Origin of the sequence: Curtobacterium sp. MCBD17_030, from assembly GCF_003224255.1 — a bacterium.
Lineage (GTDB): Bacteria > Actinomycetota > Actinomycetes > Actinomycetales > Microbacteriaceae > Curtobacterium.
In genome coordinates, this window is record NZ_QKLI01000003.1 from 137,621 (window position 1) to 163,761 (window position 26,141).

Here is a 26,141-nt window from a genome sequence, read left to right on the forward strand (position 1 = left end):
AGCGCGACATCGACGAAGAAGAGGAAATCATGCAGATCGGTCTTGTCGGCCTCGGGAAGATGGGCAACAACATGCGTGCGCGTCTGCGCAACGCAGGGATCGACGTCGTCGGGTACGACGCGAACCCCGCCGTGTCGGACGTCGCCGACCTCGGCGCATTGGCAGCGGCACTCACCGGGCCGCGCCTGGTCTGGGTGATGGTCCCCCACGGGAAGATCACCGACGACGTCATCACCGACCTCGCCGAGGTCCTCGAGCCGGGTGACCTGGTCATCGACGGCGGCAACTCGAAGTGGCTCGACGACGAGGTGCACGCGAAGCAGCTCGACGCCAAGGGCATCCGCTACATGGACGTCGGCGTCTCGGGCGGCATCTGGGGCAAGGACAACGGGTACGGCATGATGGCCGGCGGTGACGTCGCCGACGTCGAGCGTGCCATGCCCGTCTTCGATGCGCTGCGCCCGGAGGGCCCGCGCGAAGAGGGCTTCTCGCACGCCGGCGGCATCGGCGCGGGGCACTACGCGAAGATGGTCCACAACGGCATCGAGTACGCGATCATGCAGGCGTACGGCGAGGGCTACGAGCTCCTCGAGGCGAAGGACATCATCACCGACGTCCCCGCCGTCTTCGCCGGTTGGCAGCGCGGCACCGTCGTGCGCTCCTGGCTGCTCGACCTCATGGTCCTCGCGATCAACGAGGACCCGAAGCTCGACGCCATCGAGGGCTACGTCGACGACTCCGGCGAGGGTCGTTGGACCCTGGAAGAGGGCATCGAGCTCGCGGTGCCGATGCCGGCGCTCTCCGCGGCCATGTTCGCCCGCTTCGTCTCGCGTCAGGGCAGTGCGTCCCCGACGATGAAGGCCGTCGCGGCCCTGCGCAACCAGTTCGGCGGCCACGCCGTCAAGAAGGCGTAGTCGGTCGGGGTAACCCCCTCGACCCGTCTCGGCCCGCGTGCACGTCGACCATCTCCAGCTCTCCGACTTCCGGAACTACCGGGAGGCGGACGTCGACTTCGCACGCGGGCCGAACCTGTTCGTCGGCCGCAACGGTCAGGGCAAGACCAACCTCGTCGAGTCGATCGGGTACCTCTCGACCCTCGGCTCGCACCGGGTCCCGACCGACGCCGCGCTCGTCCGGCAGGGCTGTGACTCCGCGATCGTGCGGGCGCGGCTCGCGCACGAGGACCGGAGCATCCTCGCCGAGGTGCAGATCAACCGCACCGGGTCGAACCGGGCGCAGGTGAACCGGTCGGCGATCAAGCCACGTGAACTGCCGCGGTACTGCACGAGCGTGCTCTTCGCGCCGGAGGACCTGGCGCTCGTCCGCGGCGAACCGTCCGGGCGCCGTCGGATGATCGACGAGCTCCTCGTCCAGATCGCCCCGCGCATGCAGGGCGTCCTCGCCGACTACGACCGGACGCTCCGCCAGCGGAACACCCTGCTGAAGTCGGCGCGGGCGACCGGGGCGAAGGCCACCGCGCTCTCGACGCTCGACGTCTGGGACGACCGACTCGTCGAGTTCGGCGCCGAGATCATCGCGGCGCGCGACCACCTCACGCGGCGGCTGGCCCCGTTCGTGACGGAGTCGTACGCGACGGTCGCCGGCGAGCGACACCAGGCGTCGATAGCCGGTGTGCTCAGTGTCCGCGGTGCCGACCCGGAGGACGCGGCTGCGACCGACCCGGTGCTCGGGACCCCGGAGGAGCCGGTCACCATCGCCTCCGCTGCCGAGGCCTTCCGAGCCGCCCTCGAGCGGCGGCGGCGGGACGAGCTGGACCGGGGGCTGACCCTCACCGGTCCGCACCGGGACGACGTGCTCTTCGAGCTGAACGGGTTACCGGCCCGCGGGTACGCCAGTCATGGGGAGTCCTGGTCGTTCGCACTCGCCGTGCAGCTCGCTTCGGCGACCATCCTCCGCGCCGAGTCCTCGCTCGGAGACCCGATCATCATCCTCGACGACGTGTTCGCCGAACTCGACGAATCGCGGCGTGAGCGGTTGGCCGGAGCGGTCGCCGACTACGAGCAGGTGCTCATCACTGCGGCTGTGCACGGCGACGTCCCCGGCCAGCTCACCGCCCACACAGTGCGGATCGAGGCTGGCGCCATCGTGACCGACGAGGCGGACGTGGACCGTGCCTCCCGGCCCGATGTCGCCCATGAACCGGACCCGGCGGCGTCCTGATGCCCACCCCCCGGAAGCCCGCCGAACCCTCCCGCGTCTACCAGCACTTCAAAGCCGTCTTCGGTGACCCGTCGAAGCGCGGCCTCGATGCCCGACGCCGCCGAGCCGCCGGACAGGACCCGGACTCCGTGCCGTACGGCAAGGGACGGGAGCCCGCGGGCCTCGGCGACGTGATGGGCGCCCTCACCGCTGAGCTCGGTTGGACGGAGCCGTTGGCGCGTTCCGAACTGTTCGTGGACTGGCCGAGCGTGGTCGGTGACGAACTCGCGAAGCACTCCACACCGGTGACGATCGAGGACGGCGCGCTGGTCATCCGGTGCGACTCGACGGCCTGGGCAACGCAGCTCCGACTGATGCGCGGGACGGTCACGACGACCATCGCACAGCGGTACCCGGCGGCAGGGGTCGAGTCGATCCGGGTTTCGGGGCCGGACGCCCCCACGTGGAAACGCGGCCTCAGGTCGGTCCAGGGGCGCGGCCCTCGCGATACCTACGGTTGACCAGACGAAATCATCCATCGGTATGGGATTCGTCGCTCTGTGAGGCGTACGGCCCCCGGACGGAGCCCTCCCTGCGGTAGACTGGGAAGTGCAGTGTGCGGGCGTTCCGCGCGCAGGCAGGAGCACTCCCGACATGACATCTGAATCTGACGACCAGCGAGACCCGCAGAACGACGAGGCCCAGCCGCAGGAGCAGGCCCCGAAGAGCGAACCATCGTACGGCGCAGACCAGATCCAGGTGCTCGAGGGGCTCGAAGCCGTCCGGAAGCGCCCCGGCATGTACATCGGGTCCACCGGTCCCCGCGGTCTGCACCACCTGGTCCAGGAGATCGTCGACAACTCCGTCGACGAAGCCCTCGCCGGCTACTGCGACACCATCAACGTCACCATCCGTGAAGACGGTGGCGTCCGCGTGGTCGACAACGGTCGAGGCATCCCGGTCGACATCCACCCCAACGAGGGCATCTCGACGGTCGAGCTCGTGCTGACGGTGCTGCACGCCGGCGGCAAGTTCGGCGGCGGCGGGTACGCGGTCTCCGGTGGTCTGCACGGCGTCGGATCCTCCGTCGTGAACGCGCTCTCGAGCGAACTCGACGTCGAGGTCCGCCGGCAGGGACACGTCTGGCGGCAGAGCTACACCGACGGCGTCCCCGTGGCGCCGCTGTCGCAGGACGAACCGTCGGACGAGACGGGCACGACGATCACGTTCTGGCCGAACGCCGAGATCTTCGAATCGGTCGAGTTCGACTACGAGACCCTGCGCGGCCGGTTCCAGCAGATGGCGTTCCTCAACAAGGGACTGCGCATCACGCTGCACGACGAGCGCACCCCCGACGAGGGCGAAGAGTCCCGCCACGACTCGTTCCGCTACGAGCGCGGCCTGGCCGACTACGTCGAGTACCTCAACGGGCAGAAGAAGGCCGACCTGGTCCACCCCGACGTGATCGGCTTCGAGTCCGAGGACCCGGAGCGCAAGATCGCGCTCGAGGTCGCGATGCAGTGGAACACCTCCTACCAGGAGAGCGTCCACACCTTCGCGAACACGATCAACACGCACGAGGGCGGTACGCACGAAGAGGGCTTCCGCGCGGCGCTCACCACGCTCGTCAACCGCTACGCGCGCGAGGCGAAGATCATCAAGGAGAAGGACGACAACCTCACGGGTGACGACATCCGTGAAGGGCTCACCGCCGTCATCTCCATCAAGCTCGGCGAACCGCAGTTCGAGGGCCAGACGAAGACCAAGCTCGGCAACACCGAGGCGAAGTCGTTCGTGCAGCGCGTCGTCGGCACGGAGCTCACCCACTGGTTCGAGAGCAACCCGACGCAGGCGCGCGACGTCGTGCGGAAGGCGATCCAGGCGTCGCAGGCCCGGCTCGCCGCTCGCAAGGCCCGTGAGACCACCCGGCGCAAGGGACTCCTCGAGTCGGGCGGCATGCCCGGCAAGCTCAAGGACTGCCAGTCGAAGGACCCGACCCTGTCGGAGATCTTCATGGTCGAGGGTGACTCCGCCGGTGGCTCCGCCGTGCAGGGGCGCAACCCGATGACGCAGGCGATCCTGCCGCTGCGCGGCAAGATCCTCAACGTCGAGAAGGCCCGGCTCGACCGCGCCCTGGCCAACCAGGAGATCCAGTCGATGATCACGGCGTTCGGCGCCGGCATCGGTGAGGACTTCGACCCGGACAAGGCCCGGTACCACAAGATCGTGCTCATGGCCGATGCCGACGTCGACGGCCAGCACATCACCACGCTGCTGCTCACGCTGCTCTTCCGCTACATGCGTCCGCTCATCGAGCGCGGCTACGTGTACCTCGCGCAGCCGCCGCTGTACCGCCTGAAGTGGTCGAACGCGGCCGACCAGTACGTGTTCAGCGACCGTGAACGCGACGCGATGCTGCAGTCCGGCATCGCCGCCGGCAAGCGCATCCCGAAGGACAACGGGATCCAGCGCTACAAGGGCCTCGGCGAGATGGACTACAAGGAACTCTGGGACACCACGATGAACCCGGACACCCGCACGCTCCTGCAGGTCACGCTCGAGGACGCCGCCGCGGTGGACAGCGTCTTCGCGACGCTGATGGGCGAGGACGTCGAGTCCCGTCGCCAGTTCATCCAGCAGAACGCGAAGGACGTCCGCTTCTTGGACATCTAGGCCGGGAGGCGCGGCGCGAGCCGCGTCGACCCGTCCCGACCCCTCGTGGTCGCGCCCGGCGCGACCTACGGACGACGAGCCTCCAGGCTGTCAAGGAAGGCAACGCAAGCACATGGCTGACGACAACGAGAACGGTGCCGACGAGCCCGAGATCGTGCACGGCTCCAGCGGGGACATCGTCGTCTCCGGTGACCGCATCTCGCAGGTCGACCTGCAGCTCGAGATGCAGCGCTCGTACCTCGACTACGCGATGTCCGTCATCGTCGGACGCGCCCTGCCGGAGGTCCGCGACGGCCTGAAGCCCGTGCACCGCCGCGTGATCTACGCGATGTACGACGGCGGGTACCGACCGGACCGGGCCTTCTCGAAGTGCTCCCGCGTGGTCGGCGACGTGATGGGCCAGTTCCACCCGCACGGTGACAGCGCCATCTACGACGCACTCGTCCGCCTCGTGCAGCCGTGGTCGCTCCGGTACCCGCTCGCGCTCGGCCAGGGCAACTTCGGGTCCCCGGGCAACGACGGCGCCGCGGCCCCGCGGTACACCGAGACCAAGATGGCGCCGCTCGCGCTCGAGATGGTGCGGGACATCGAGGAAGAGACCGTCGACTTCCAGGACAACTACGACGGTCGTACGCAGGAGCCGTCGATCCTGCCGGCCCGGTTCCCGAACCTGCTCGTCAACGGCTCCGTCGGCATCGCGGTCGGCATGGCGACGAACATCCCGCCGCACAACCTGCGCGAGGTCGCTGCCGGCGCGGTCTGGGCGCTCGAGCACCCCGACGCGACGCGTGAAGAGCTCCTCGAGGCCCTGATGCAGCGGATCAAGGGCCCGGACTTCCCGACCGGGGCGCAGATCCTCGGTACCCGCGGGATCGTCGACGCCTACCGGACGGGCCGCGGATCGATCACGATGCGCGCCGTCGTCAGCGTCGAGGAGATCCAGGGTCGCACCTGCCTCGTCGTCACCGAGCTGCCGTACCAGGTCAACCCGGACAACCTGGCGATCAAGATCGCCGAGCTCGTGAAGGACGGTCGTCTCGCCGGCGTCGCCGACATCCGCGACGAGACCTCCGGGCGCACCGGTCAGCGGCTGGTCATCGTGCTGAAGCGCGACGCGGTCGCGAAGGTCGTGCTCAACAACCTGTACAAGCACACGCAGTTGCAGGAGAACTTCGGCGCCAACATGCTCGCGATCGTCGACGGTGTCCCGCGCACCCTGGCGCTCGACGGGTTCATCAGCGCGTGGGTCGACCACCAGGTCGAGGTCATCGTCCGCCGCACCCAGTTCCGCCTGCGCGAGGCCGAGAAGCGTGCGCACATCCTGCGCGGCTACCTGGCGGCGCTCGATGCGCTGGACGAGGTCATCGCCCTCATCCGTCGGTCGCCCGACGTGGAGGAGGCCCGCAACGGCCTCATGGAGCTGCTCTCGGTCGACGAGATCCAGGCCCGCGCCATCCTCGAACTCCAGCTGCGTCGTCTGGCCGCCCTCGAGCGCCAGAAGATCCACGAAGAGGCCGAGGCGCTCGAGCTGAAGATCGCGGACTTCGAGGACATCCTCGCCCGCCCGGAGCGGCAGCGCTCGATCATCATCGACGAGCTCACCGAGATCGTCGACCGCTTCGGGGACGACCGTCGCACCGAGATCATGCTCGGCTTCGACGGCGACATGAGCATGGAAGACCTCATCCCCGAGGAAGAGGTCGTCGTCACCATCACCCGTGGCGGCTACGTCAAGCGCACTCGCAGCGACCAGTACCGCTCGCAGCACCGCGGGGGCCGTGGGGTCCGCGGTGCCCAGCTCCGCGCGGACGACGTCGTCGAGCACTTCTTCGTGACCACGACGCACCACTGGCTGCTGTTCCTCACCGACCAGGGTCGTGTGTACCGGGCGAAGGCGTACGAGCTGCAGGAGGCCGGGCGCGACGCCAAGGGCCAGCACTCGGCGAACCTCCTGGCCCTGCAGCCGGACGAGAAGATCCAGCAGGTCCTCGACATCCGCGACTACGAGGCGGCTCAGTACCTCGTGCTCGCGACCGAGCAGGGCCTCGTGAAGAAGACGGCGCTCACCGACTACGACACGAACCGCACCGGCGGCATCATCGCCATCAACCTGCGCGAGGGCGACAAGCTCCGCTCTGCGCTGCTCGTCGACGAGCACGACGACCTGCTGCTCGTGTCCCGCCACGGGATGTCGCTGCGCTTCACCGCCACGAACGACACGCTGCGTCCGATGGGGCGCTCCACCTCCGGCGTGAAGGGCATGTCCTTCCGCGGGGACGACTCGCTGCTGTCGGCCTCGGTCGTCGCGGACGACGGGTTCGTCTGGGTCATGACGGAGGGTGGCTACGCCAAGCGCACCTCGGTCGACCAGTACCGGATCCAGGGTCGTGGTGGTCTCGGCATCAAAGTGGCGCGTCTGGCCGCCGATCGCGGTGACCTGGTCGGTGCCCTGATCGTCGGCGAGGACGACGAAGTGCTCGTCGTGCTGCAATCGGGCAAGGTGGTAAGGTCTGCCGTGGCCGAGGTCCCAGCCAAGGGCCGGGACACGATGGGGGTCGTCTTCGCGAGGTTCGCGGAGAACGACCGGATCATCGCTGTGGCCCGCAACAGTGAGCGGAACCTGGACGACCAGGAGGACGCCGAGATCGAGCCCGCGGGCCCGGTCGAGACCGTCAGCCCGGACGAAGCGGTCGCCGACGCCGCCGACGCAGAGCTCGTGGAGGAAGTCTCCACCGACGCACTGCCCACCGACGCCGCGCCTGTCGAGGCCGGAGAGGACGAGTCAAGCAATGAGTAGTGTCGCCGAGAAGCTCCAGCGGAAAGCGAAGCGGCCCGTCGGGACTCGTCAGGTCCGACTCCGCCTGGTCTACGTCGACTTCTGGTCGATGGTGAAGCTGTCCTTCCTCATCGCCCTGGCCGGCTCGATCGTGATCGTCGTGGCCACGGCGTTGGTGTGGGTCATCCTCAACCAGACCGGCGTCTTCGACCAGATCGACAGCCTGTTGAAGGACGTCACCGGCCAGAACAGTTACTCGATCATGGACCAGTTCTCGCTCGGCCAGGTCCTCGGGTTCTCGATCGTCGTCGGCATCCTGAACGTCGTCGTCGGGACCGTGCTCGGCGCGATCGTCAGCGTCCTGTACAACCTCAGCGTGCGGATCACGGGCGGCGTGCTCGTGGGCTTCACCAACAACTGACCCGGCCCGGGTGGGCCGACCCGCTCGATTTCGCTCAGGCGCGATCGTGGGGTAGGCTTTCATCCGGTCTGAGGGGCTATAGCTCAGGCGGTTAGAGCGCTTCGCTGATAACGAAGAGGTCCAAGGTTCAAGTCCTTGTAGCCCCACCACAACTCAACTCCCGCGTCGGAACTCTCGACGTTGCGTCCGGTCCGGTCGCTCCGGGGCCTTAGCTCAGTTGGTAGAGCGCTGCCTTTGCAAGGCAGATGTCAGGAGTTCGAATCTCCTAGGCTCCACTCCCTCGGCGTGAGCTCTGCTCCACTCGTTCCTCGCTCCGCCAGTCTCGGTCGTCGTGCTCATCCGCGCCGCCGCCCGTGCGGCGCGTGCGTCGTGCGCTGTCCGTCGAGGTTCCGGAATGGGTAGCTCTCGGCGGTCGAGGTGCACGAATTGTGGAACCTCAGCGATCGGGTCACGGCGTGTTGTGCGACCTCGAACTCCGACACGACGCGCGTCCGGGGGCTCTGCTGGGGTGCCGTGCTCGCCGGGGCGTCGGTCCCCACGTGGTGTCACCCTCGTCGGTCGCGCCGTGGTCGCGCGACGTGCCGCGCGCTGTCCGTCGAGGTCCCGGAATGTGCTGCTCTCGGCGCTCGAGCTGCGCGGATTGTGGGACCTCGGCGTCGGGGCGGCGGCGAGTCGTGCGACCTCGGGCGGCTCGGGTCGGGGCCGGTGACCGGGCCCCGGGCCCCGGGAACGACGAAGGGCCCCGGCGCAGTGCCGGGGCCCTTCGAGCGAACCAGGAGGTCAGGCGGCGGGCTTGCCCGCGTTGTCCGCGTCGTCGGCGACCCAGAGGTCGTCGTCAGCGCGGAGCGTCTGGTACGCGGCGTACGCAGCACCGGCGACCGCCACGACACCGACGACGATGAGGGCGACCCCACCGAACCCGATGCCCTTCTTCTGCGGGACGGGAGCCTGCTTGAGGAACTTCCCGCCGCGCTTCTGTGCTTCCTTCACGATCTTCTGCACGCGCGGGTCCTTCGCCAGGTCTCCGACGCTGAGCACGGAGCCGGCGGTGGAGATGAGGCCGGGCACCACCTCGGACTGGAAACGGTGCGAAGCGCTCTGCGCTGCAGAGGTCGCGGCGTGCACGCCCGTTGCGACTGCGGGACGGAGCCCGTTGTCGATCGCGTTCTGCACGCGAGGGGCGAGGTCCTTCCGAGCGGCATCTGCTGCGTGCCCCCGGGCCTCGGCCAGGATGGCGTTCGCGTGCTCCAGGACCTTGCGCTGCTCACCGAGGAGCGTCGCGGTCTTGCCCTTGAGCTTCTTGATCTGCTTCCGGCGCTTACGCGGGATGTCGATCGACATTCGGTACCTCCATGGGTCGACGTGACCCCATACTGCCACCCGAGCGCCTGACAGGTCACGGAACCCCGGCTGTGCGTCCCGTGCACATCCAGCGGCACATGCGAGAATCAGGTCATGTCTCTGCACACCGCTGTCGCAACGATCCACACCAACAAGGGCGACATCCGCGTCAACCTGTTCGGCAACCACGCACCGAAGACCGTCCAGAACTTCGTCGGTCTCGCGACCGGCACCCAGGAGTGGACGCACCCCGGCACCGGCAAGGTGTCGACCGACAAGCTCTACGACGGTGTCGTCTTCCACCGCATCATCAAGGACTTCATGATCCAGGGCGGCGACCCGCTCGGCCAGGGCATCGGCGGCCCGGGCTACCGCTTCGACGACGAGATCTCCCCGGAGCTCACCTTCCAGAACCCTTACATCTTCGCCATGGCGAACGCCGGCCTCCAGGGTGGCCGTGGCACCAACGGCTCGCAGTTCTTCATCACCACGGTGGCGACCCCATGGCTGCAGGGCAAGCACACCATCTTCGGTGAGGTCGCCGACGACGAGTCCCGTGCCGTCGTCGACGTGATCGAGGGCGTCCCGACCGACGGTCGTGACAAGCCCGTCGAGGACGTCGTCATCCAGAGCATCGACGTCGAGGACGTCTGAACCGAGTGACCGACTCCACCTCGGCTTCGCCCAACACCTGCTACCGGCACCCGGACCGGCCGAGCTTCGTGCTCTGCCAACGCTGCGGGCGGACAATCTGCCCGGAGTGCCAGACGCCGGCAGCGGTCGGGGTGCACTGCCCCGAGTGCGTGCGTGAGCAGCGGGCGAAGTTCACCGAGAACCGTCGTGCGTCCGGTCCGAGCAGCCTGACGGTCGCTCGGCGCCGGTTCGCGATGCTCGACCAGAAGGCGACGGTCGTCCTGATCGCCGTGTCGGTGGTCGTGTGGCTGCTCGACCGGGTGTCCGGCGGGTTCCTGAGCCAGTGGCTTGCGTACAACTCGGCGCTGCTCCCGACGCAGCCGTGGCGAATCGTGACCGTGCTCTTCGTGCACTCGACGTTCCTGCACCTCGCCTTCAACATGTGGGCGCTGTTGATCTTCGGTCGGATGCTCGAGAACATGCTCGGGACGTGGCGGTTCCTGGCGCTGTTCTCCATCGCCGGGGTCGGCGGCTCGGTGCTCGTCACCTTCCTGGCACCCGGTACCTGGGTCGTCGGGGCGTCTGGCGCGATCTTCGGGTTGTTCGCGGCGTTCTTCGTCCTGCAGCGCAGCCTCGGCAACAACGCCGTGTCGCTCCTGGTCGTGATCGGCCTGAACCTGGTGATCGGTTTCCTGCCCGGCACGAACATCTCGTGGCAGGCGCACGTCGGTGGCATCATCGCCGGCTTCGTCACCGGGTTCGTGTTCGCCCGGACGCGCAACGTCCGGCAGCGTGGCCTGCAGGTGGCGCTGCTCGGACTGGAGGCCGTGGTCGCCATCGCGCTCTGCTTCGTCGGGTACGCGGTCACCACCGGCTGACGCCTCAGCACACTCCGGCCCCGACGGCTTCGCAGAACGCCCCACCGCTCGCTTCGGTGGGGCGTTTTGCATTGGCGACCGACCGGTGCGGTCGGACGCCGGAGCGAAGCGCACATCAGTTCTCCACACCTGCCGCCCGAGTTCTCCACACCTGGGGACAAGTCCGTGAGTTACACCGGTGTGATTATCCCCAATGTGGAGGAGCCTGTGGAAAACCAGGCATCGGGGGTGGGGACAGGTGTGTGGAGAACTGCACGATCTGTGGACAACGCGCCCTGAGCCTCCCGGCTGGCGATGCGCGGCACCCGCAGCTTGTGGAAAGACGACGACGCCCGCCGCACCAGGAGTGGTGCGACGGGCGTCGAGGGAGTGCGGAGCAGGCGGTCAGCGCCACCGCGTCGTCATCAGGAACCCGACGAACATGATGCCGAAGCCGATCAGGATGTTCCACGAGTTCAGCGACGGGACCGGCAGCGTGCCGCCGGAGACGTAGAAGACGATGACCCATGCGAGTCCGATCAGCATGAAACCGAACATGACGGGCTTGAACCAGACGGGGTTCGGCTGGTCCCCCGCGGTGTCGACCGAGTCGGCTCGGGTCGTCCGGGCGGGCTTGGTGCGGTCCTTGTCCATGGCCATGGCCGGTATCCTACCGTCACCATGCGTGCGTTCCCGCCCCGTCGGACGGGACTCACATCACACACGAGTACGGTGGACGGCCCATGACCAAGATCCTCGTCGTCGACAACTACGACAGCTTCGTGTACACGCTGAACGGCTACGTGCAGCAGCTCGGGGCGGACACCGACGTCGTCCGCAACGACGCGTTCCCGGTGGGCGAGATCGCCGATCGCATCGCCGAGTACGACGGTGTGCTGCTGTCTCCCGGCCCGGGTACCCCGGCCGACGCCGGCGTCTCGATCCCGACCGTGCGGGCAGCCATCGCGGCTGACAAGCCCTTGCTGGGCGTCTGCCTCGGACACCAGGCGATCGCAGAGGCTCTCGGAGCCACCGTCACGCACGCCGACGAACTCATGCACGGCAAGACGTCGCAGGTCGACCACGACGACAGCGTGCTCTTCGCCGGCGTCCCGCACCCCTTCACGGCCACGCGGTACCACTCGCTGGCGATCGTCGACGGCACGGTGCCCGACGAACTGACGATCACGGCCCGGACCGCGGGTGGCGTCATCATGGGCGTCCAGCACCGCGGCGCACCGGTCTACGGTGTGCAGTTCCACCCGGAGTCCGTCCTGACCGAGGGCGGGTACCGGATGGTGGGCAACTGGCTCGAGACTGCCGGGCTCAGCGGCGCAGCCGAGCGCGCAGCCGGTCTCGGTCCGCTCATCTCCGGACGCTGACCCGATCCCTGGTTCCCGGGTCCCCGGACTCGCGGACTGACCACTCGGAGGCGCAGAGGCGCTCCCAGCCGTCAGCCGTCGTCGCCCTGGTTCAGGGTCGCGCCGCCGCCGCCGGTCGTGCCGCCGTTGTCGGCTCCTCCGTCGGAGGGGGCCGCTGGCTGTCGTGACGGCTGACGCTGTGCGGTGCCGGCGCAGTAGGTCAGGGTCACGCTGCTGCCCTGGGCGACGTCGCCCGCGGGGACGCTCTGCTGGGTCACCGTGGTGCCCGTGCAGGCGTAGGTCGGCGCCGGCTGTACCGTGAGCCCGAGGCCGGCGAGGGTCGAACGGGCGGTGTCGAACGGCTGCTGCGTGACGTCCGGCAGCTGGACCTTGCCGTTGGACACGACGAGGTTCACGACCGAGCCCTTCGCCTGGGTGCCGCCCGACGCCGGGTCGCTGCTCAGGACGGTCCCTTCCGGAACCGTCGGCGAGTAGTCCGAGCTGACCGCTCCGACCGAGAAGCCGGCGGACTCGAGGGCCTTGGTCGCAGCGTCCTGCGTCTGCGACTGGACGTCGGGGACCGCGATCTGCTCCGGCCCCGTCGAGACGATGATGCGGATGTCCTGGTCCCGCGCCACGGAGGTACCGGAACCCGGGATCGTCCGGATGACGTCGTCCTCGTCCACGTCGTCGGACGGTTCGTCGTCGCGGACTCCCTTCAGACCCCGTCGTTCGAGTGTCGCCTGGGCCTCGTCGAAGGTCTGGCCGGACACGCTCGGGACCTTGATCGAGGAGCTCACCGGCGGCTTGCCCGGCTCGAGGTTCGCGACGAAGTAGGCCACGGCGGCGATGACGGCGATGGTCAGGACGATGCCGAGCCAGATCCAGGCGACCGGTGGACGGTTCTGGGTCCGCTGGGGACGGCGCTCCTGCGTGTCGTCGAGCTCGCGGAACGTGACGTCGGCAGTGGCGGCGGCGCGGGGGTTGACCCCGAACAGCAGTGCGGCGTCGTCCGCGGCGGCGGCCGCGAGCTTCTTCTTCGAGATCGGGACGTGGCCGGCGGCCGCCTGCTGCAGGTCCCGGCGGAACTCGGCGGCGTTCTGGAACCGGCGGGTGCGGTCCTTCACGAGGGCGTGCAGCGTGACGGCATCGAGGGCCGGTGACACCGTCGACGTGAGGGTCGACGGAGGGACGGGCTGCTCGCTGACGTGCTGGTAAGCCACGGCCACGGGCGACGCGCCCCGGAAGGGCGGGTGCCCGGTGAGCAGCTCGAACAGCACGATGCCGGTCGAGTACAGGTCGGTGCGGGCGTCGACGACCTCGCCGCGGGCCTGCTCCGGCGAGAAGTACGACGCAGTGCCGAGGATCGACGTGGTCTGCGCCACCGTGGCCGAGGTGTCGGTGATGGCACGGGCGATACCGAAGTCCATCACCTTGACCTGGCCCGAGTGGGTGATCATGACGTTGGCGGGCTTGATGTCGCGGTGGACGACGCCTGCGCGGTGGGAGAACTCGAGCGCGGTGAGGATGCCCTCGACGATGCGCGCGGCCTCTTCCTGCACGACCGGACCCTCCGCGACGATCTCGCTCAGCGGGCGGCCTTCGACGTACTCCATCACGATGAAGGGGACCTGCACCTCGGCGCCGGAGTTCTCGCGCACGGTCTCTTCACCGGCGTCGTAGACCCGGACGATCGTCGGGTGCGCCATGCGGGCTGCGGCCTGGGCCTCCTGCCGGAAGCGCGTGCGGAACGCCGGGTCGTTGGCGAGGCTCGGCTTGAGCAGCTTCACGGCCACTCGCCGGCCCAGTCGGGTGTCGGTGCCGACGTGCACGGTGGCCATGCCGCCGCGTCCGATGACGTCACCGATCTCGTACCGGTTGGCGAGGAGCGTGATCCCCGCGGTCACACCTTCAGGCACGTACTCCTCCGAATGTCCGTCCGGGCAAGTCTACGGCAGGGGTCTCTGGAGGGACGCTGGCTGACGGCGCTCCGCGAGCAACCGTTACCGGAACGTGGCGGGGCCCCGACACGTTCCGTGTCGGGGCCCCGGGCGGTGGCGCGTGTGGCGCGTCAGTCCTGCGGCGTCGCCGTCGAGCTCGGCGCGTCCGTGGGCTCCACCGGTGCCACCCACGTGGCCGTGGCCGGGTCGGAGCTGCTCGACGCGGCGAGGTTCCCGCACGTGACGGTGTACGACAGGGTGACGTCGTCGCCGGCCTGGTCGGCCTGGATGTCGACCGAGGTCTCCGAGGTGTCGCCGCTCGTCGCGCCGCTGGAGTCCTTGCCGCCGGAGACCGTCCACGAGTACTTCGAGACGGTGTACCCGGTCGGGCAGGTGGCGGTCGACCAGCTGAACGTCACCGCTCCGGTGGCGGAGACCGCGCCGGCGCTCGGGGTGTTCGGCTTGTTGACCGACGGCGGAGCCGTGAACTCCCGGAGGGTGATCAGCGTGCCGTCCGACAGGCTGCCGGTCGGGCTGATCGACTGCACGGTGTTCGCCTGCTCGGCGGTCTCGGCGGGGTCGCCGTCCTGGACCCGGACCGAGAAGCCCATGCCCTGCAGTTCACCCTGGACCTGGTCCGTCGGGCGCCCCACGAAGTCGGCCGGGTTGATCGTCGTCCGGACCTCCGTCGGGGTCGCCGAGGGTTCCTGACTCGGTGTCTGCACCTGGGACGGGGTGGCGCTCCGGCTCGGCGTCGTCGGCTTCGGGTCGGGGTCGCCGTTCGCGAAGACGAGCACGCCGATCACGATCGCGGCGATCACCACGACCGCGCCGACGAGCCACCAGATCCACGCGCGGCTCTTCCGCTCGTCGGTGTCCTCTCCGGGGCCAGCCGGGCTGCCCGGAGCGCCACCACCGACGACCGGGGCGTTCGCCTGGGTGCCGATGAGCGCGGTCGCCGCGTCGTTGCCGGGCGGCGGGTTGAACGCCACGGTCCCGGCGCCGCCGATGGCCGGTACGGCGACGGTCGCTGCGGCGACGTCGCCACGACGGAGGGCCTGGGCGGCGCGGGCGAGGTTGGCCGCGGTCGCCGGGCGGTCGGCGGGCTTCTTCGCGATGCAGGACATCACGAGGGCCGCCACCGGCTCCGGGACGGTCCCCGGGAGCGCGGGCGGCTGGTCGTTGATGTGCGCCATCGCGATGGCGACCTGCGACTCACCCGTGAAGGGTCGACGACCTGCCAGGCACTCGTACGCGACGATGCCGAGCGAGTACACGTCCGTGGACGGGGACGCCGGGTGGCCGCTCGCCTGTTCGGGCGAGAGGTACTGGACGGTGCCCATGACCTGGCCGGTCGCGGTGAGCGGCACCTGGTCGGCGATGCGTGCGATCCCGAAGTCGGTGATCTTGACGCGGCCGTCCGGGGTGATGAGCAGGTTGCCCGGCTTGATGTCGCGGTGCACCAGGCCGACCGCGTGCGCTGCCTGCAGGGCGTTCGCGGTCTGGGCGACGATGTCGAGGACCTTGTCGACGGGCAGGGTGTGCTCGCGCTCGATCATCGTCGACAGTGCTTCGCCGGGGACGAGCTCCATCACGAGGTAGGCGCTGCCGTCTTCCTCGCCGTAGTCGAACACGTTGGCGATGCCCTCGTGGTTGACGAGTGCGGCGTGCCGGGCCTCGGCGCGGAAGCGCTCCAGGAACCCGGGGTCGCCGAGGTACTCGTCCTTGAGGATCTTCAGGGCGACGGTGCGCCCGATGACGAGGTCAGTCGCCTGCCACACCTCTCCCATGCCGCCGATGGCGACTCGGGAGGAGAGCTGGTACCGCCCACCGAAGGTGAGTCCGCTGGTGGGTCTCATTTGTTCAGCACCGCCTCCATGACCTTCTTCGCGACGGGAGCCGCGACCGTGTTGCCGACTCCGGACTGCCCGAGCCCGCCGCCGTTCCCGACGACCACGGCGACCGCGACCTCGGGGTCCTTGGCGGGGGCGAAGCCCGTGAACCAGAGTGTGTAGGGATCGCCCGTGCCGCCCTCGGCCGTCCCGGTCTTGCCGGCGACGTCGACCCCGTCGATCTTCGCATTCGTTCCGGTCCCCGCGTTGACGACGCTCTGCATCGCCTCGGTCAGGTCGGAAGCCGCGTCGGACGACAGCGGGGCGCTGTACTGCTTCGGCGAGAACGAGTCGACGGTCTTGAGGTCGCTCGTCTCGATCGACTCCACGAGCGACGGCTGCATGACGCGGCCGCCGTTCGCGATGCCGGCGGACACCATCGCCATCTGCAGCGGGGTGACGCGGTCGCTGGCCTGGCCGAACGAGCTGAGCATGAGCTCGGCCGTCGACTCGGGCTCCGGGTACTGGCTCGGGGTCGCCGAGGTCGGGACGTCGATGACGCTGCCGAAGCCGTACTCGTCCGCGGTCTTCTTGATGGCCTGGTACCCGAGCTTGCGACCGAGTTCGGCGAAGGGGATGTTGCACGAGTACTGGATCGCGACGCGGAGCTTCACCTCGTCGCCACCACCGCAGCTGCCGCCCTCGGCGTTGTTGATCCGTGAGCTGCTGCCCGGCAGGGTCAGGGTCGACGGGTTCGGGAGCGTCGAGTCGAGCGTGTAGTCCCCGCTCGCCAGTGCCGCGGAGGCGACCACGAGCTTGAACACCGACCCGGGCGTGTACAGGTCGCCCGCGATGGCACGGTTCGCCAGCGGCTTGGACGCGTCGGACTCGAGCGCCTCGTAGCGCGCGATGACGTCCTTCGTGTCGTGCGACGTGAGGGTGTTCGGGTCGTAGCCCGGCTTCGACACCATCGCCAGGATCTTGCCGGTCTTCGGCTGGATCGCGACGACCGCACCCGTGTTCGCACCGAGGGCGTCATACGCGGCCTGCTGCACGTCGGGGTCGATCGTCAGGTTGACGTTGTCGCCCTGGACGTCCTGGCCGGTGAGGATCGCGTTGAGGTTCTGGAAGAACGAGTCGTCGCTGTTGCCGGACAGCACGGCGTTCTCTGCGCTCTCGATGCCGGAGTTGCCCTGGCCGATCGTGAAGTGGCCGGTGACTGCCGAGTAGAGCTCGCCGTTGTTGTACTTGCGCTGGTACTGGTACTGGTCGTCGACCGCGGTGGACTCGGCGATCGGCTTCCCGTCGACGAGGATCGCGCCGCGCTTGGTCGAGTAACTGTCCAGGATGGTTCGGGAGTTCCGGCTGTCGGCGCGGAGCGAGTCCGCCGCGAAGAACTGGATGGACGTCGTCGACACGAAGAGTGCGACGAACATGAGCACGACGACGGTCGAGACGCCGCGGAGTTGGCGGTTCACCGGCGCTCCTTCCTGGACCGGCCACGGCCGGTGTTGCCCCGCTCCGACAACGCACCCTGTTGGATGCGCTGTTCGGCGGGGATCGAGTCGGTCAGGCGCAGCAGCATCGCCGCGATGATCCAGTTCGCCACGAGGGACGAACCACCCGCCGCCATGAACGGCGTGGTGAGTCCGGTGACCGGGATGATCCGGGTGATGCCGCCGACGACGACGAAGACCTGCAGGGCGATCGTGAAGCCGAACCCGATGCCGAGCAGCTTCCCGAAGTCGTCCTGGGCCATGAACCCGACGCGGATGCCGCGGGAGACCAGGACGACGAACAGACCGAGGACCGCGAAGACGCCGATCAGACCGAGCTCTTCACCGATCGAGGCGATGATGTAGTCGGCGTTGGCGACCGGCGTGATGTACGGGCGGCCCTGCCCCAGTCCGGTGCCCGTGATGCCGCCGTTGGCGAAGCCGAACAGGCCCTGCACGAGCTGGTAGCTGCCCTGCGTCTGCCGCAGGAAGATCTGCTGGTCGAACGGGTCGAGCCACTGCTCGAACCGGCCCTGGACGTAGACCAGGACGCTCGCCGCGACGAGGGCGCCGCCGACGAAGAGGACGAGGCCGATCACGACCCAGCTGAGCCGGGCGGTCGCGACGTAGATCATCACGAGGAACAGGCCGAAGTACAGCAGCGCCGTGCCGAGGTCGCGCTGGAACACCAGCACGCTCATCGCCACACCCCAGATGATGAGGATCGGGCCGAGGTCACGGGCGCGCGGGAACGTCATGCCGAGGAACTTCCGGCCGACGATCGACAGGCTGTCCCGCGCGGTGACCAGGTAGCCGGCGAAGAACAGCGCCATCGTGATCTTCGCGAGCTCGCCCGGCTGGAACGAGAACGGTCCGATCCGGATCCAGACCCGGGCACCGCCGATGTTCGTGCCGATGCCGGGCAGCATCGGCAGCAGGAGCAGCACGATCGTGAGCAGCATGAAGATGTACCGGTAGCGCTGCAGGAACCGGTGGTTGCGCACGAGCAGGATCGTCGCGATCGCGAACACCATCGCGAGCAGCGTCCAGGCGATCTGCTTCACGCCGATGGCCGCCCAGCCCTCGACGCCGTTGTGGATGTCGATCCGGTAGATCTCGGCGATGCCGATGCCGTTCAGCACGAGCGCGACCGGGAGGATGAACGGATCGGCGTTCTTCGCGACGATCCGCAGGATGACGTGCATCACCAGCGCGAGGCCGAGGATCGAGGCCGCGGTCCAGAGCACCGAGGTGTCGAAGACCCGGCCCTTGGTACCGAGTTGTACGAGCACCATCGCCCCCGCGCAGATGCCGCATGCGATGACGAGCAGCACGAGCTCGAGGTTCCGCGCGCGAGCCGGCTCCCGGAGCTTGATCGTGATCGCCTGGGTCAACGAGGGTGCGGTCGTGGCGCTCATCGTGCGCTCCTCGACGGAGAGGGTGACGGGGTACGGGGCGTCGCGGACCCGGAGGGGGAGGCGGACGGTGACGACGTCGGGGAGTCGGCCGAGCCTCCCGTCCCGCTCTGGTCCTGGCCGGTCGCGGCGGCGGTGCGCAGGCGCTCGACGATCGCTCGCGCGTCCTGCAGCGAGGTCGCGTTGATCGTCGACCGGACGTTCTCACGCGTGTAGTCGGGGAGCTCGGTCAGCGCGATGTCGGTGTCCTCGTAGACATCGGACAGCGCGATCGGGCCGATCGACTGCTGGACGCCCTTGTAGATCGCGACCGAACCGCGGTCCGTGCCCACGTAGTAGTGGTCCTGCACGATGCGGTAGCCGAGGAAGAGTGCGCCGACGAGGGCCAGGATCGCGACGACGAGCGCGATCGACCACGAGACGCGGCGTCGGACCCGGCGGCGGCGGTCCTCGGCGATGAGTTCGGCGAAGTACTGGTCCGACTCGGGCTCGAAGTGCGAGTCCTCCGGAGCGCTCGAGACCTTGAGTGGGTGGAGCAGGATGGTGGGGAGCCGGATCGGCTTGCGGCCGGTGGACGCCTCGAAGGTGAGGGGGGCTGCGGCCGAACCGACCGTCGTGGCCGCGTCGTCGTCGTCGCCCGGCTCGGAGTCGGTGACGTCGAGCACGACGACCGTGACGTTGTCGGGCGCACCGTGGTCGAGCGTCTCCTTGACCAGACGCTGCGTCACCTGGTTGGCGTCCATCGTCGACGCGAGCGCGTGCCGGATGCGCTCTTCCGCCAGGTAGGACGACAGTCCGTCGGAGCACAGCAGCCACCGGTCGCCCGGGCGGATGTCCATGATCGCGGTGTCGACCTCCGGCGCGGCGTCGACGTCGCCGAGCACGCGCATCAGGACCGAGCGGCGGGGGTGCACGGCGGCCTCTTCGGGCGTGATGCGGCCGCTGTCGACGAGACGCTGCACGAACGTGTGGTCAGCGGTGATCTGCTGCAGTTCGCCGTCACGCCAGCGGTAGATGCGTGAGTCGCCGATGTGGGCGATCGCCAGCTGGTCGCCGACCCGGATCATGGCGCTCACCGTGGTGCCCATGCCGGTGAGTTCCTGGTGTTCGAACACCGTCTCGGTGATGAGCTGGTTCGCGGCGATCAGTGCGGACTGCAGCGCGAACTCGGCGTCGTGCGCGGACGGGAACTCACGGTCGACCTCGCGGATCCGCCGGATCGCGATGGCTGAGGCGACGTCACCGCCGGCGTGCCCGCCCATGCCGTCGGCCACCGCGAACAGGTGCTGCCCGGCGTAGCCGGAGTCCTGGTTGTTCGCGCGGATGCGTCCGACGTGGGACACAGCGGCGCTCAGCGTGCGAGCCGTCATCCCGGGACTACCGCCGCAGCTCGAACGTCGTCGTCCCGATGGTGATCGGGGTGCGTTCCGCGACGGTGGTGGGAACGGTGACCTTCTGGCCGCCCACGAAGGTGCCGTTGGTCGACCCGAGGTCGGTCAGCACCCAGGCACCGCCCTGCAGGTCGAGCCGGGCGTGGTTGGTGGAGGTGTAGTCGTCGCGGATCACGACGTTGCTCTCGCTGGAGCGGCCGATCGTGATGGGGCCGCCGCCGAGGGGCATCTCCATGCCCTCACGAGCACCTTCGGTGATGACGAGACGGGTGGCGACCGCTCCGGAGGGGGAGGCCGTCGGGGTGTTGGGCTGGCCAATCAGCTCGGTGAAGGCGCTGGGCGACGCCCCGGAGGCTGCGGCGGCGGTCCCGGCACCGGCCGGCATCGGCGGCGTGGTCGGCGTCGACGGGCCGGCCTTGGGGTCGGTCGGGATCGCACGGACGCGTTGGCCGAAGAGGTCGCTGCGCAGCGCGAAGACGATCACGAAGACGAACAGCCACAGCACCGCGAGGAACGCGAAGCGCAGGACGAGCAGGGTCAGGCCCGTGGTCATCGCGCACCTCCGTCGTTCTCCGGGATCACCCGGAACACCATACGGGTCCGACCGATCTCAATGGTTGAGTCCGGCTCGAGGATCGCCTGACTGAAGCGCTCACCGTTGAGTTTCGACCCGTTCGTCGACCCGAGGTCGTTCACCTGCGCGTGCTTGCCGTCCCACAGGACCTCGACGTGCTTGCGGCTCGTGCCGGTGTCGGCGACCGTGATGTCGGCGTCCGTGCCGCGGCCGATGACCGTGCGGCCGCGCTGGAGACGGTGGCGCTGCGAGCCGATGTCGAGGACCGCGACCCAGGCGACGTCACGTTGCACCGTCGTCGAGTCGATCTCGAGGATGCCGGTGGAGAGGGTGCCGTCCTGCTGCAGACGGATGGTGACGGGGCCGGAGAACGAGTAGTTCTGCGCCACCGCGTGCTGCTGCACCCGCTGCGTGAGCTCGTCGATGAGCGGCCGCCCGACGTCGTTCATCCGGGTGTGGTCCGGCGGAGCGAGCCGCACCGTGAACTCGTTCGGCACGAGGATGCGCTCGCGGGAGACCACGGCAGCCTTGGTGTCGAGTTCACGCCGCAGTGCCGCGGTGATCTCGACCGGCTGCACACCGGAGCGGAAGGTCTTCGCGAACGCGCCGTTGACGGCGCGCTCCAGCCCTCGCTCGAAGTTGTCCAGTAAGCCCATGGTCCCCACGTTCTCGGTCGCTGACCTCTGCATGGTAGTGGTTGGCTCCGGGCACCGTCTGTGCATGGTAGTGTTCTCGTCGCTGGCGCGAGTGGCGGAATTGGTAGACGCGCACGGTTCAGGTCCGTGTGCTGGAAACGGCGTGGGGGTTCAAGTCCCCCCTCGCGCACCAGGGCTCTCCGATGGAGAGCAGCACGACGAAGGCCCCGATCGAGAGATCGGGGCCTTCGTCGTTCGCGGCGGCTCGTCGGTCGGTCGTCGTGGCGGTAGGTCGTCGTGCGCCATGTGCGCCGCCATCACGCCCCGAGCGTGCGCCGCCATCACGCCCCGAGCGCTGCCGCGACCTCCCGCGCCGTACCCGCCGGGTGGAGTGCATGGTCCTGCGACTCGGGGACGACCACGAGCCTCCCGGTCGGCAGGAGTTCCGCGAGCCGGTCGGTCGCAGTCACCAGGAACGGCCAGGTCCGCCCACCCCGCAGGACGGTCACCGGCATCGACACGGCCGCCATGGCGGGGGAGGGCACCGGCGTCTCGGCGGTGATCGTCGCGTCGTACACGGTCGACTGCGCGACGGCGACGAGGGCCGGCCACATCGGTGCGTGCCGGATCTGTTCGATGACCTCGTCGGGCAGGCCCACGGCCTCGCGCTGGAAGAGGACGACGGCGTCCTCGGGTCGCCCGGCGTCGAGGTGCGCCTGCAGTCGGTCCACCAGGTCCGGGGCCTGCGGCGGGCGGGAGTCCTCGAACGCGAAGGGCGGCTCGGAGAGGAAGAGATGCTCGACCTCGAGTCCACCGGCCGCCGCACGGAGGGCCAGGACGGCGCCCGAGGAGTGCCCGAGCGCGGCACGGACGCCACCGGCGGCCGCGGCGACGGCGATGAGGTCCTCGACCTCCCGTCCGGGCGCGTACGGCCACGTGTCCCCGGATCCGCCGCGGGCACGGCGGTCCAGGACCACACCCCGGAGGCCCGCCTCGGCGAGGGCGTGCGCGAGTGGTCGGGCGGCGTCGGCGGTGCTGAACGCCCCGCCGACCACGACGACTCCGGGGGCGTCGGACGGGCCGACGGCCTCCCAGGCGATGGAGGTGCCATCGGCGGAGTGGACCTGCTGCATGGCGGCAGTCAACACCCGCCCGTCGCGCGGCGGAAGAGACGTGCCAGCCGGTCAGACGGTGACGCTCCCGAGGACACGATGGGCGATCGAGATCGACTCGCCGGACACGACCGACAGCGGGGAGGACAGGAACGCGACCAGGTCGGCGATCTGCTGCGGGCTGGACTGGCCGCCGGCACCCGGTCGGACCTCGGCGTCGGGCTGATCGGTCACGGTGCCCGGGTTGATGACGTTGACGGTCACGCCGGTGCCCGCGGTCTCGTCGGCCAGGTTCTTCGCGATCACGTTCGTCGCCGCGTTGCGCAGCGAGGTCGTGATGTTCCCCGAGAGGTAGGCGTTCTGTCCACTGACGACGACGACGCGGCCGAAGCCGGCCCGGCGCTGCGCGGGCAGGACGGCGTTCGCCACGCGGAGGAACCCGAGGGCCTTGCCGTCGACGGCCGCGGCGACCTGGTCCGGGTCGGAGCGGCGCTCGGGGTCGAGGGTGTTCGCCGCCGGGGCCGCGGTGACCACGAGGACGTCGATGCGCGCATGGTCCTCGAGCACGCGGGCGACGGCGGTGTCGACCGATGCCTGGTCGGCGGTGTCCATCGCGATGCTTCCCGGGGCGTCGGCGGTGCGGGAGGCGACGACGACGATGGCGCCCTCCTGGCGGAGGCGGTCGACGACGGCCGTGCCGATGTACCCCTTCCCGCCGACGACGAGTGCGACACGGTCCTGCAGCTGGAGATCCACGTCGTGGACGGTACGCCGGTGCCCGTTCAGGTGCCGGACGGGAGGCCCGTGCCGGGCCCGCCCCGCGCCTCCCGTCCGGCGCCGCGCGCGATCAGTGCGCCCGCAGTGCGTCGGCGAGGACGTCCTCGATGCTCCGCGGCTCGCGGCCGAGGAGGTCGGCGAGCATCGGGTCGACCGTGGCGAACTCGCCGTCACGTGCGGCTGCGAAGAACCCGGTCATCATCGGGGTGAACGCCTCGGGGAGTCCGCCGGCGACGAGTTCTGCGCGGTACTCGTCCTCGTCGATCACGGTCCGGGTGAGGGTCCGACCCGTGACCCGCGAGACGATCTCGGCGAGCTCGTCCATGTCGAGCGCCCGGGACGCGGTGAGCGGCGGGGTGGTGCCGTGCAGGCGGTCGGGGTCCGTCAGGGCGATCGCGGCGGCGACGGCCAGGTCCGCCTGCGCCGTCCAGGCGACGGGACCGTCGGCGGGCAGGCGGAGCTCGCCGGTCCGGAGGCCGGCGCCGAGCATGAAGGGTGCGCTCGAGGCGTGGAAACCGTTGCGGAGGGACGTGGTGGCGATGCCGGTGGTGGCCAGGTCCTGCTCCGTGGCGGCGTGCTGCCGGGCGGGACCGAAGTGGGAGTCCGGGGAGGTCGCCATGTGTGCGGTGTAGACGATGTGTCCGGCGCCGGCGGTGACCGCTGCCTCGACGGCGACGCGGTGCGGCTCGGGGTCGGCCGGCCCGGAGACGATGAGCACCCGGCTGGCGTCCGCGAACGCCGTGGGGAGCGTGGCGGGCTCGGTGAAGTCACCCCGTCGGACCTGCACGCCCCGGTCGGCGAGCCGGCGTGCGGCGTCCGACCGTGGGTCGCGGACGCTGACGGCGAGCTCCCGGGCGGGGACGTGTTCGAGGAGGTGGGCGACGACTGCCCCGCCGAGCTGTCCGGTGGCTCCGGTGACGATGATCATGGCTGCTCCGATCGTGTTTCCAGTGGTAACACGAGGAAAGTATCATTGGAAACGCCATGAGGGAAGCGGCGATACCACCGCCTCGGTAGCATCGGAACCATGAGCCCCGCACCGGATCCGCGCACCCGCATCGTCACCGCGGCCGCACGCCTGCTCGCCGAGGACGGTGTCGCCGCGGTCACCACCCGGAGCGTCGCGCTCGCCGCCGGTGTCCAGGCGCCGGCGATCTACCGGCTCTTCGGTGACAAGGACGGCCTGCTCGACGCGGTCGCCGAGCACGTCCTGGCGGAGTTCGTCGCCGCGAAGACCGAGCACGCCGCCGCCGAGGTCGGCGGCGGCGGGGACCCGGTCGCGGACCTCCGCGACTCGTGGCGGGTGCAGGTGGCCTTCGGGCTCGCCAACCCCGCGCTGTTCCGTCTGCTCTACGCCTCGGACCGCGACGACGACTCCCCGGCGGTCGCTGCCGGACTGGAGGTGCTCCGTGCGCGGGTGCACCGGGTCGCCGCCGCCGGACGCCTCCGCGTGCCCGAGGAGCAGGCGGTCGCGATGATCCGCGCGGCCGGCGCCGGGTCGATGCTGACGATGCTCGCCGGCGGACACGGCGGCGGGCATGCCAGCGGACACGGCGAGGACGTTGGAGTCGGCGGAGACGGCGCCGGACCCTCGTTGCCCGAACTCATGCTCGACACGGTCCTGGCCGCCATCGTCACGGACCCGCCCGTATGGGCAGGCGGCGACCCTGACGAGGGAGCGTCGATGACCCTCGCTGCGCTGCAGGCCGTCCGTGCCGCCGCTCCGGCACTCCCCGGGCTGACCGACCCCGAGCGGGCGTTGCTGCAGGAGTGGCTCGGACGGGCGACCACCGCCTCCTGACCGGCGGGCACGCGGTGCCCTTCCGCGTGATCTGAACACTCCGGACGGCCGTCCAGCGACGCCCGCCGACCATGACCCCCTGCACGATGACCTTCGTCCAGGGAGTGACATGAGCGATCAACAGCAGCAACCCCCCGGTTCCGAGCAGGCGATGGGACCGAAGCCGGACCACGGCGAGACCAGCTACAAGGGATCCGGCAAGCTCGCCGGCAAGAAGGCCGTGATCACCGGCGGTGACAGCGGTATCGGCAAGGCGGTCGCGATCGCCTTCGCCCGCGAAGGTGCCGACGTCCTGATCTCCTACCTGCCCCAAGAGGAAGAGGACGCGCAGGAGACCAAGCACTGGATCGAGGACGCCGGTCGCAAGGCCGTGCTCTTCCCCGGTGACGTCAGTGACCCGGCCTACTGCCGCAGCATCATCGACACCGCGGTGTCCGAGCTCGGCGGCATCGACGTGCTGGTGAACAACGCCGCGTACCAGATGACCCACGAGACACTCGAGGAGATCACCGACGAGGAGTGGGACCACACCCTCGCGACGAACCTCAGCGCCTACTTCCACCTCGTCAAGGCAGCACTGCCGCACCTGCAGTCGGGCGCCTCGATCATCGGCACGAGCTCGGTGAACTCCGACAACCCGGTGCCGACCCTGCTGCCGTACGACGTGACCAAGGCCGGGATCGCCAACTTCTCGGCCGCGCTCGCGCAGCTCGTCGGGGAGCGCGGCATCCGCGTGAACAGCGTCGCGCCCGGCCCCATCTGGACGCCGCTGATCCCCTCGACGATGCCCGCCGAGCAGGTCGAACAGTTCGGCACCCAGACACCCCTCGGTCGCGCCGGACAGCCGGCAGAGCTGGCCCCGGTGTACGTCCTGCTCGCGAGCGACGACGGCAGCTACGTCTCCGGTGCGCGCATCGCGGTCACCGGCGGCACGCCGATCCTCTGA

Annotated in this window: 23 protein-coding genes and 3 tRNA genes; 14 read left to right on the top strand and 12 right to left on the bottom strand. The window is 69.5% G+C overall.

Annotated features, from left to right (window positions below; translation table 11 throughout):
* Positions 1-29 precede the first annotated feature (29 nt).
* The 8 genes from gnd (at position 30) to DEI89_RS04830 (ending at position 8,305) form a co-directional block, all read left to right on the top strand.
* Positions 30-914 (top strand): phosphogluconate dehydrogenase (NAD(+)-dependent, decarboxylating), encoded by an 885-nt coding sequence (gnd, locus tag DEI89_RS04795; protein WP_110902904.1) that lies wholly within the window; start codon positions 30-32, stop codon positions 912-914.
* A gap of 37 nt (positions 915-951) precedes the next feature.
* Positions 952-2,181 carry a DNA replication/repair protein RecF gene (gene recF, locus DEI89_RS04800; RefSeq protein ID WP_110902905.1) on the top strand — a complete coding sequence of 410 codons (1,230 nt, stop codon included), beginning with the start codon at positions 952-954 and terminating at the stop codon, positions 2,179-2,181.
* Entirely contained in the window at positions 2,181-2,681 is a 501-nt protein-coding gene (locus tag DEI89_RS04805) for a DUF721 domain-containing protein (protein ID WP_110902906.1), read from the top strand. Before recF ends, DEI89_RS04805 begins: the two co-directional genes overlap by 1 nt.
* A gap of 133 nt (positions 2,682-2,814) precedes the next feature.
* A complete protein-coding gene (gene gyrB / locus DEI89_RS04810; protein WP_110902907.1) occupies positions 2,815-4,833 on the top strand; it encodes a DNA topoisomerase (ATP-hydrolyzing) subunit B in 2,019 nt (672 codons plus the stop codon).
* A 112-nt stretch (positions 4,834-4,945) separates the two neighbouring features.
* Positions 4,946-7,630 (top strand): DNA gyrase subunit A, encoded by a 2,685-nt coding sequence (gyrA, locus tag DEI89_RS04815; RefSeq protein ID WP_181421500.1) that lies wholly within the window; start codon positions 4,946-4,948, stop codon positions 7,628-7,630.
* Positions 7,623-8,030 (top strand): DUF3566 domain-containing protein, encoded by a 408-nt coding sequence (locus tag DEI89_RS04820; protein ID WP_110902908.1) that lies wholly within the window; start codon positions 7,623-7,625, stop codon positions 8,028-8,030. The genes gyrA and DEI89_RS04820 overlap by 8 nt, the downstream gene beginning before the upstream one ends.
* 72 nt (positions 8,031-8,102) lie before the next feature.
* A tRNA-Ile gene (locus tag DEI89_RS04825) sits at positions 8,103-8,179 on the top strand.
* A 53-nt stretch (positions 8,180-8,232) separates the two neighbouring features.
* Positions 8,233-8,305 (top strand) — tRNA-Ala (locus DEI89_RS04830).
* Positions 8,306-8,810: 505 nt separating this feature from the next.
* Here DEI89_RS04830 and DEI89_RS04840 read toward each other — a convergent pair.
* A complete protein-coding gene (locus DEI89_RS04840) occupies positions 8,811-9,371 on the bottom strand; it encodes a hypothetical protein (RefSeq protein ID WP_110902910.1) in 561 nt (186 codons plus the stop codon).
* A 114-nt stretch (positions 9,372-9,485) separates the two neighbouring features.
* Between DEI89_RS04840 and DEI89_RS04845 the strand changes: the two genes are divergently transcribed.
* Both DEI89_RS04845 and DEI89_RS04850 read left to right on the top strand, forming a co-directional pair.
* Complete coding sequence (locus DEI89_RS04845; protein ID WP_110902911.1) at positions 9,486-10,025, top strand: peptidylprolyl isomerase; 540 nt, start codon at positions 9,486-9,488, stop codon at positions 10,023-10,025.
* A gap of 149 nt (positions 10,026-10,174) precedes the next feature.
* Entirely contained in the window at positions 10,175-10,882 is a 708-nt protein-coding gene (locus tag DEI89_RS04850) for a rhomboid family intramembrane serine protease (protein ID WP_258368742.1), read from the top strand.
* 384 nt (positions 10,883-11,266) lie between these two features.
* Here the strand turns inward: DEI89_RS04850 and DEI89_RS04855 are convergent, their stop codons facing one another.
* On the bottom strand, positions 11,267-11,521 hold the full coding sequence (locus DEI89_RS04855; RefSeq protein ID WP_110902913.1) for a cell division protein CrgA: 255 nt from the start codon (positions 11,519-11,521) through the stop codon (positions 11,267-11,269).
* Positions 11,522-11,604: 83 nt separating this feature from the next.
* On the opposite strand from DEI89_RS04855, the gene DEI89_RS04860 reads away from it, so the two are divergent.
* On the top strand, positions 11,605-12,243 hold the full coding sequence (locus DEI89_RS04860) for an aminodeoxychorismate/anthranilate synthase component II (protein WP_110902914.1): 639 nt from the start codon (positions 11,605-11,607) through the stop codon (positions 12,241-12,243).
* Between the two features lie 71 nt (positions 12,244-12,314).
* Here DEI89_RS04860 and pknB read toward each other — a convergent pair whose 3' ends face one another.
* From pknB to DEI89_RS04895, 7 genes are all read right to left on the bottom strand, one after another.
* Positions 12,315-14,141 carry a Stk1 family PASTA domain-containing Ser/Thr kinase gene (gene pknB / locus DEI89_RS04865; RefSeq protein ID WP_258368743.1) on the bottom strand — a complete coding sequence of 609 codons (1,827 nt, stop codon included), beginning with the start codon at positions 14,139-14,141 and terminating at the stop codon, positions 12,315-12,317.
* Between the two features lie 152 nt (positions 14,142-14,293).
* Positions 14,294-16,021 carry a serine/threonine-protein kinase gene (locus DEI89_RS04870; RefSeq protein ID WP_110902916.1) on the bottom strand — a complete coding sequence of 576 codons (1,728 nt, stop codon included), beginning with the start codon at positions 16,019-16,021 and terminating at the stop codon, positions 14,294-14,296.
* A complete protein-coding gene (locus DEI89_RS04875) occupies positions 16,018-17,472 on the bottom strand; it encodes a penicillin-binding protein 2 (RefSeq protein ID WP_110902917.1) in 1,455 nt (484 codons plus the stop codon). Before DEI89_RS04875 ends, DEI89_RS04870 begins: the two co-directional genes overlap by 4 nt.
* Entirely contained in the window at positions 17,469-18,908 is a 1,440-nt protein-coding gene (locus DEI89_RS04880) for an FtsW/RodA/SpoVE family cell cycle protein (RefSeq protein ID WP_110902918.1), read from the bottom strand. The genes DEI89_RS04875 and DEI89_RS04880 overlap by 4 nt, the downstream gene beginning before the upstream one ends.
* Positions 18,905-20,275 (bottom strand): Stp1/IreP family PP2C-type Ser/Thr phosphatase, encoded by a 1,371-nt coding sequence (locus DEI89_RS04885; protein WP_110902919.1) that lies wholly within the window; start codon positions 20,273-20,275, stop codon positions 18,905-18,907. Before DEI89_RS04885 ends, DEI89_RS04880 begins: the two co-directional genes overlap by 4 nt.
* 7 nt (positions 20,276-20,282) lie before the next feature.
* Positions 20,283-20,849, bottom strand: coding sequence for an FHA domain-containing protein (locus tag DEI89_RS04890; protein ID WP_110902920.1), 567 nt, complete (start codon positions 20,847-20,849; stop codon positions 20,283-20,285).
* The gene (locus DEI89_RS04895) at positions 20,846-21,526 is read right to left on the bottom strand and encodes a DUF3662 and FHA domain-containing protein (RefSeq protein ID WP_110902921.1); all 681 of its coding nucleotides are present in this window, start codon (positions 21,524-21,526) and stop codon (positions 20,846-20,848) included. The genes DEI89_RS04890 and DEI89_RS04895 overlap by 4 nt, the downstream gene beginning before the upstream one ends.
* Before the next feature lie 85 nt (positions 21,527-21,611).
* On the opposite strand from DEI89_RS04895, the gene DEI89_RS04900 reads away from it, so the two are divergent.
* Positions 21,612-21,698, top strand: a tRNA-Leu gene (locus DEI89_RS04900).
* Positions 21,699-21,846: 148 nt separating this feature from the next.
* Here the strand turns inward: DEI89_RS04900 and DEI89_RS04905 are convergent.
* The 3 genes from DEI89_RS04905 to DEI89_RS04915 all read right to left on the bottom strand — a co-directional run bounded on the left by DEI89_RS04905 (position 21,847) and on the right by DEI89_RS04915 (position 24,322).
* Positions 21,847-22,638: an alpha/beta fold hydrolase gene (locus DEI89_RS04905; RefSeq protein WP_110902922.1), complete on the bottom strand. Its 792-nt coding sequence runs from the start codon at positions 22,636-22,638 to the stop codon at positions 21,847-21,849.
* A 51-nt stretch (positions 22,639-22,689) separates the two neighbouring features.
* A complete protein-coding gene (locus DEI89_RS04910) occupies positions 22,690-23,373 on the bottom strand; it encodes an SDR family NAD(P)-dependent oxidoreductase (RefSeq protein WP_110902923.1) in 684 nt (227 codons plus the stop codon).
* Positions 23,374-23,464: 91 nt separating this feature from the next.
* On the bottom strand, positions 23,465-24,322 hold the full coding sequence (locus tag DEI89_RS04915) for an NmrA family NAD(P)-binding protein (protein ID WP_110902924.1): 858 nt from the start codon (positions 24,320-24,322) through the stop codon (positions 23,465-23,467).
* 99 nt (positions 24,323-24,421) lie between these two features.
* Between DEI89_RS04915 and DEI89_RS04920 the strand changes: the two genes are divergently transcribed.
* Both DEI89_RS04920 and DEI89_RS04925 read left to right on the top strand, forming a co-directional pair.
* Positions 24,422-25,195 carry a TetR/AcrR family transcriptional regulator gene (locus DEI89_RS04920; RefSeq protein ID WP_110902925.1) on the top strand — a complete coding sequence of 258 codons (774 nt, stop codon included), beginning with the start codon at positions 24,422-24,424 and terminating at the stop codon, positions 25,193-25,195.
* A gap of 109 nt (positions 25,196-25,304) precedes the next feature.
* The gene (locus DEI89_RS04925) at positions 25,305-26,141 is read left to right on the top strand and encodes an SDR family oxidoreductase (RefSeq protein WP_258368747.1); all 837 of its coding nucleotides are present in this window, start codon (positions 25,305-25,307) and stop codon (positions 26,139-26,141) included.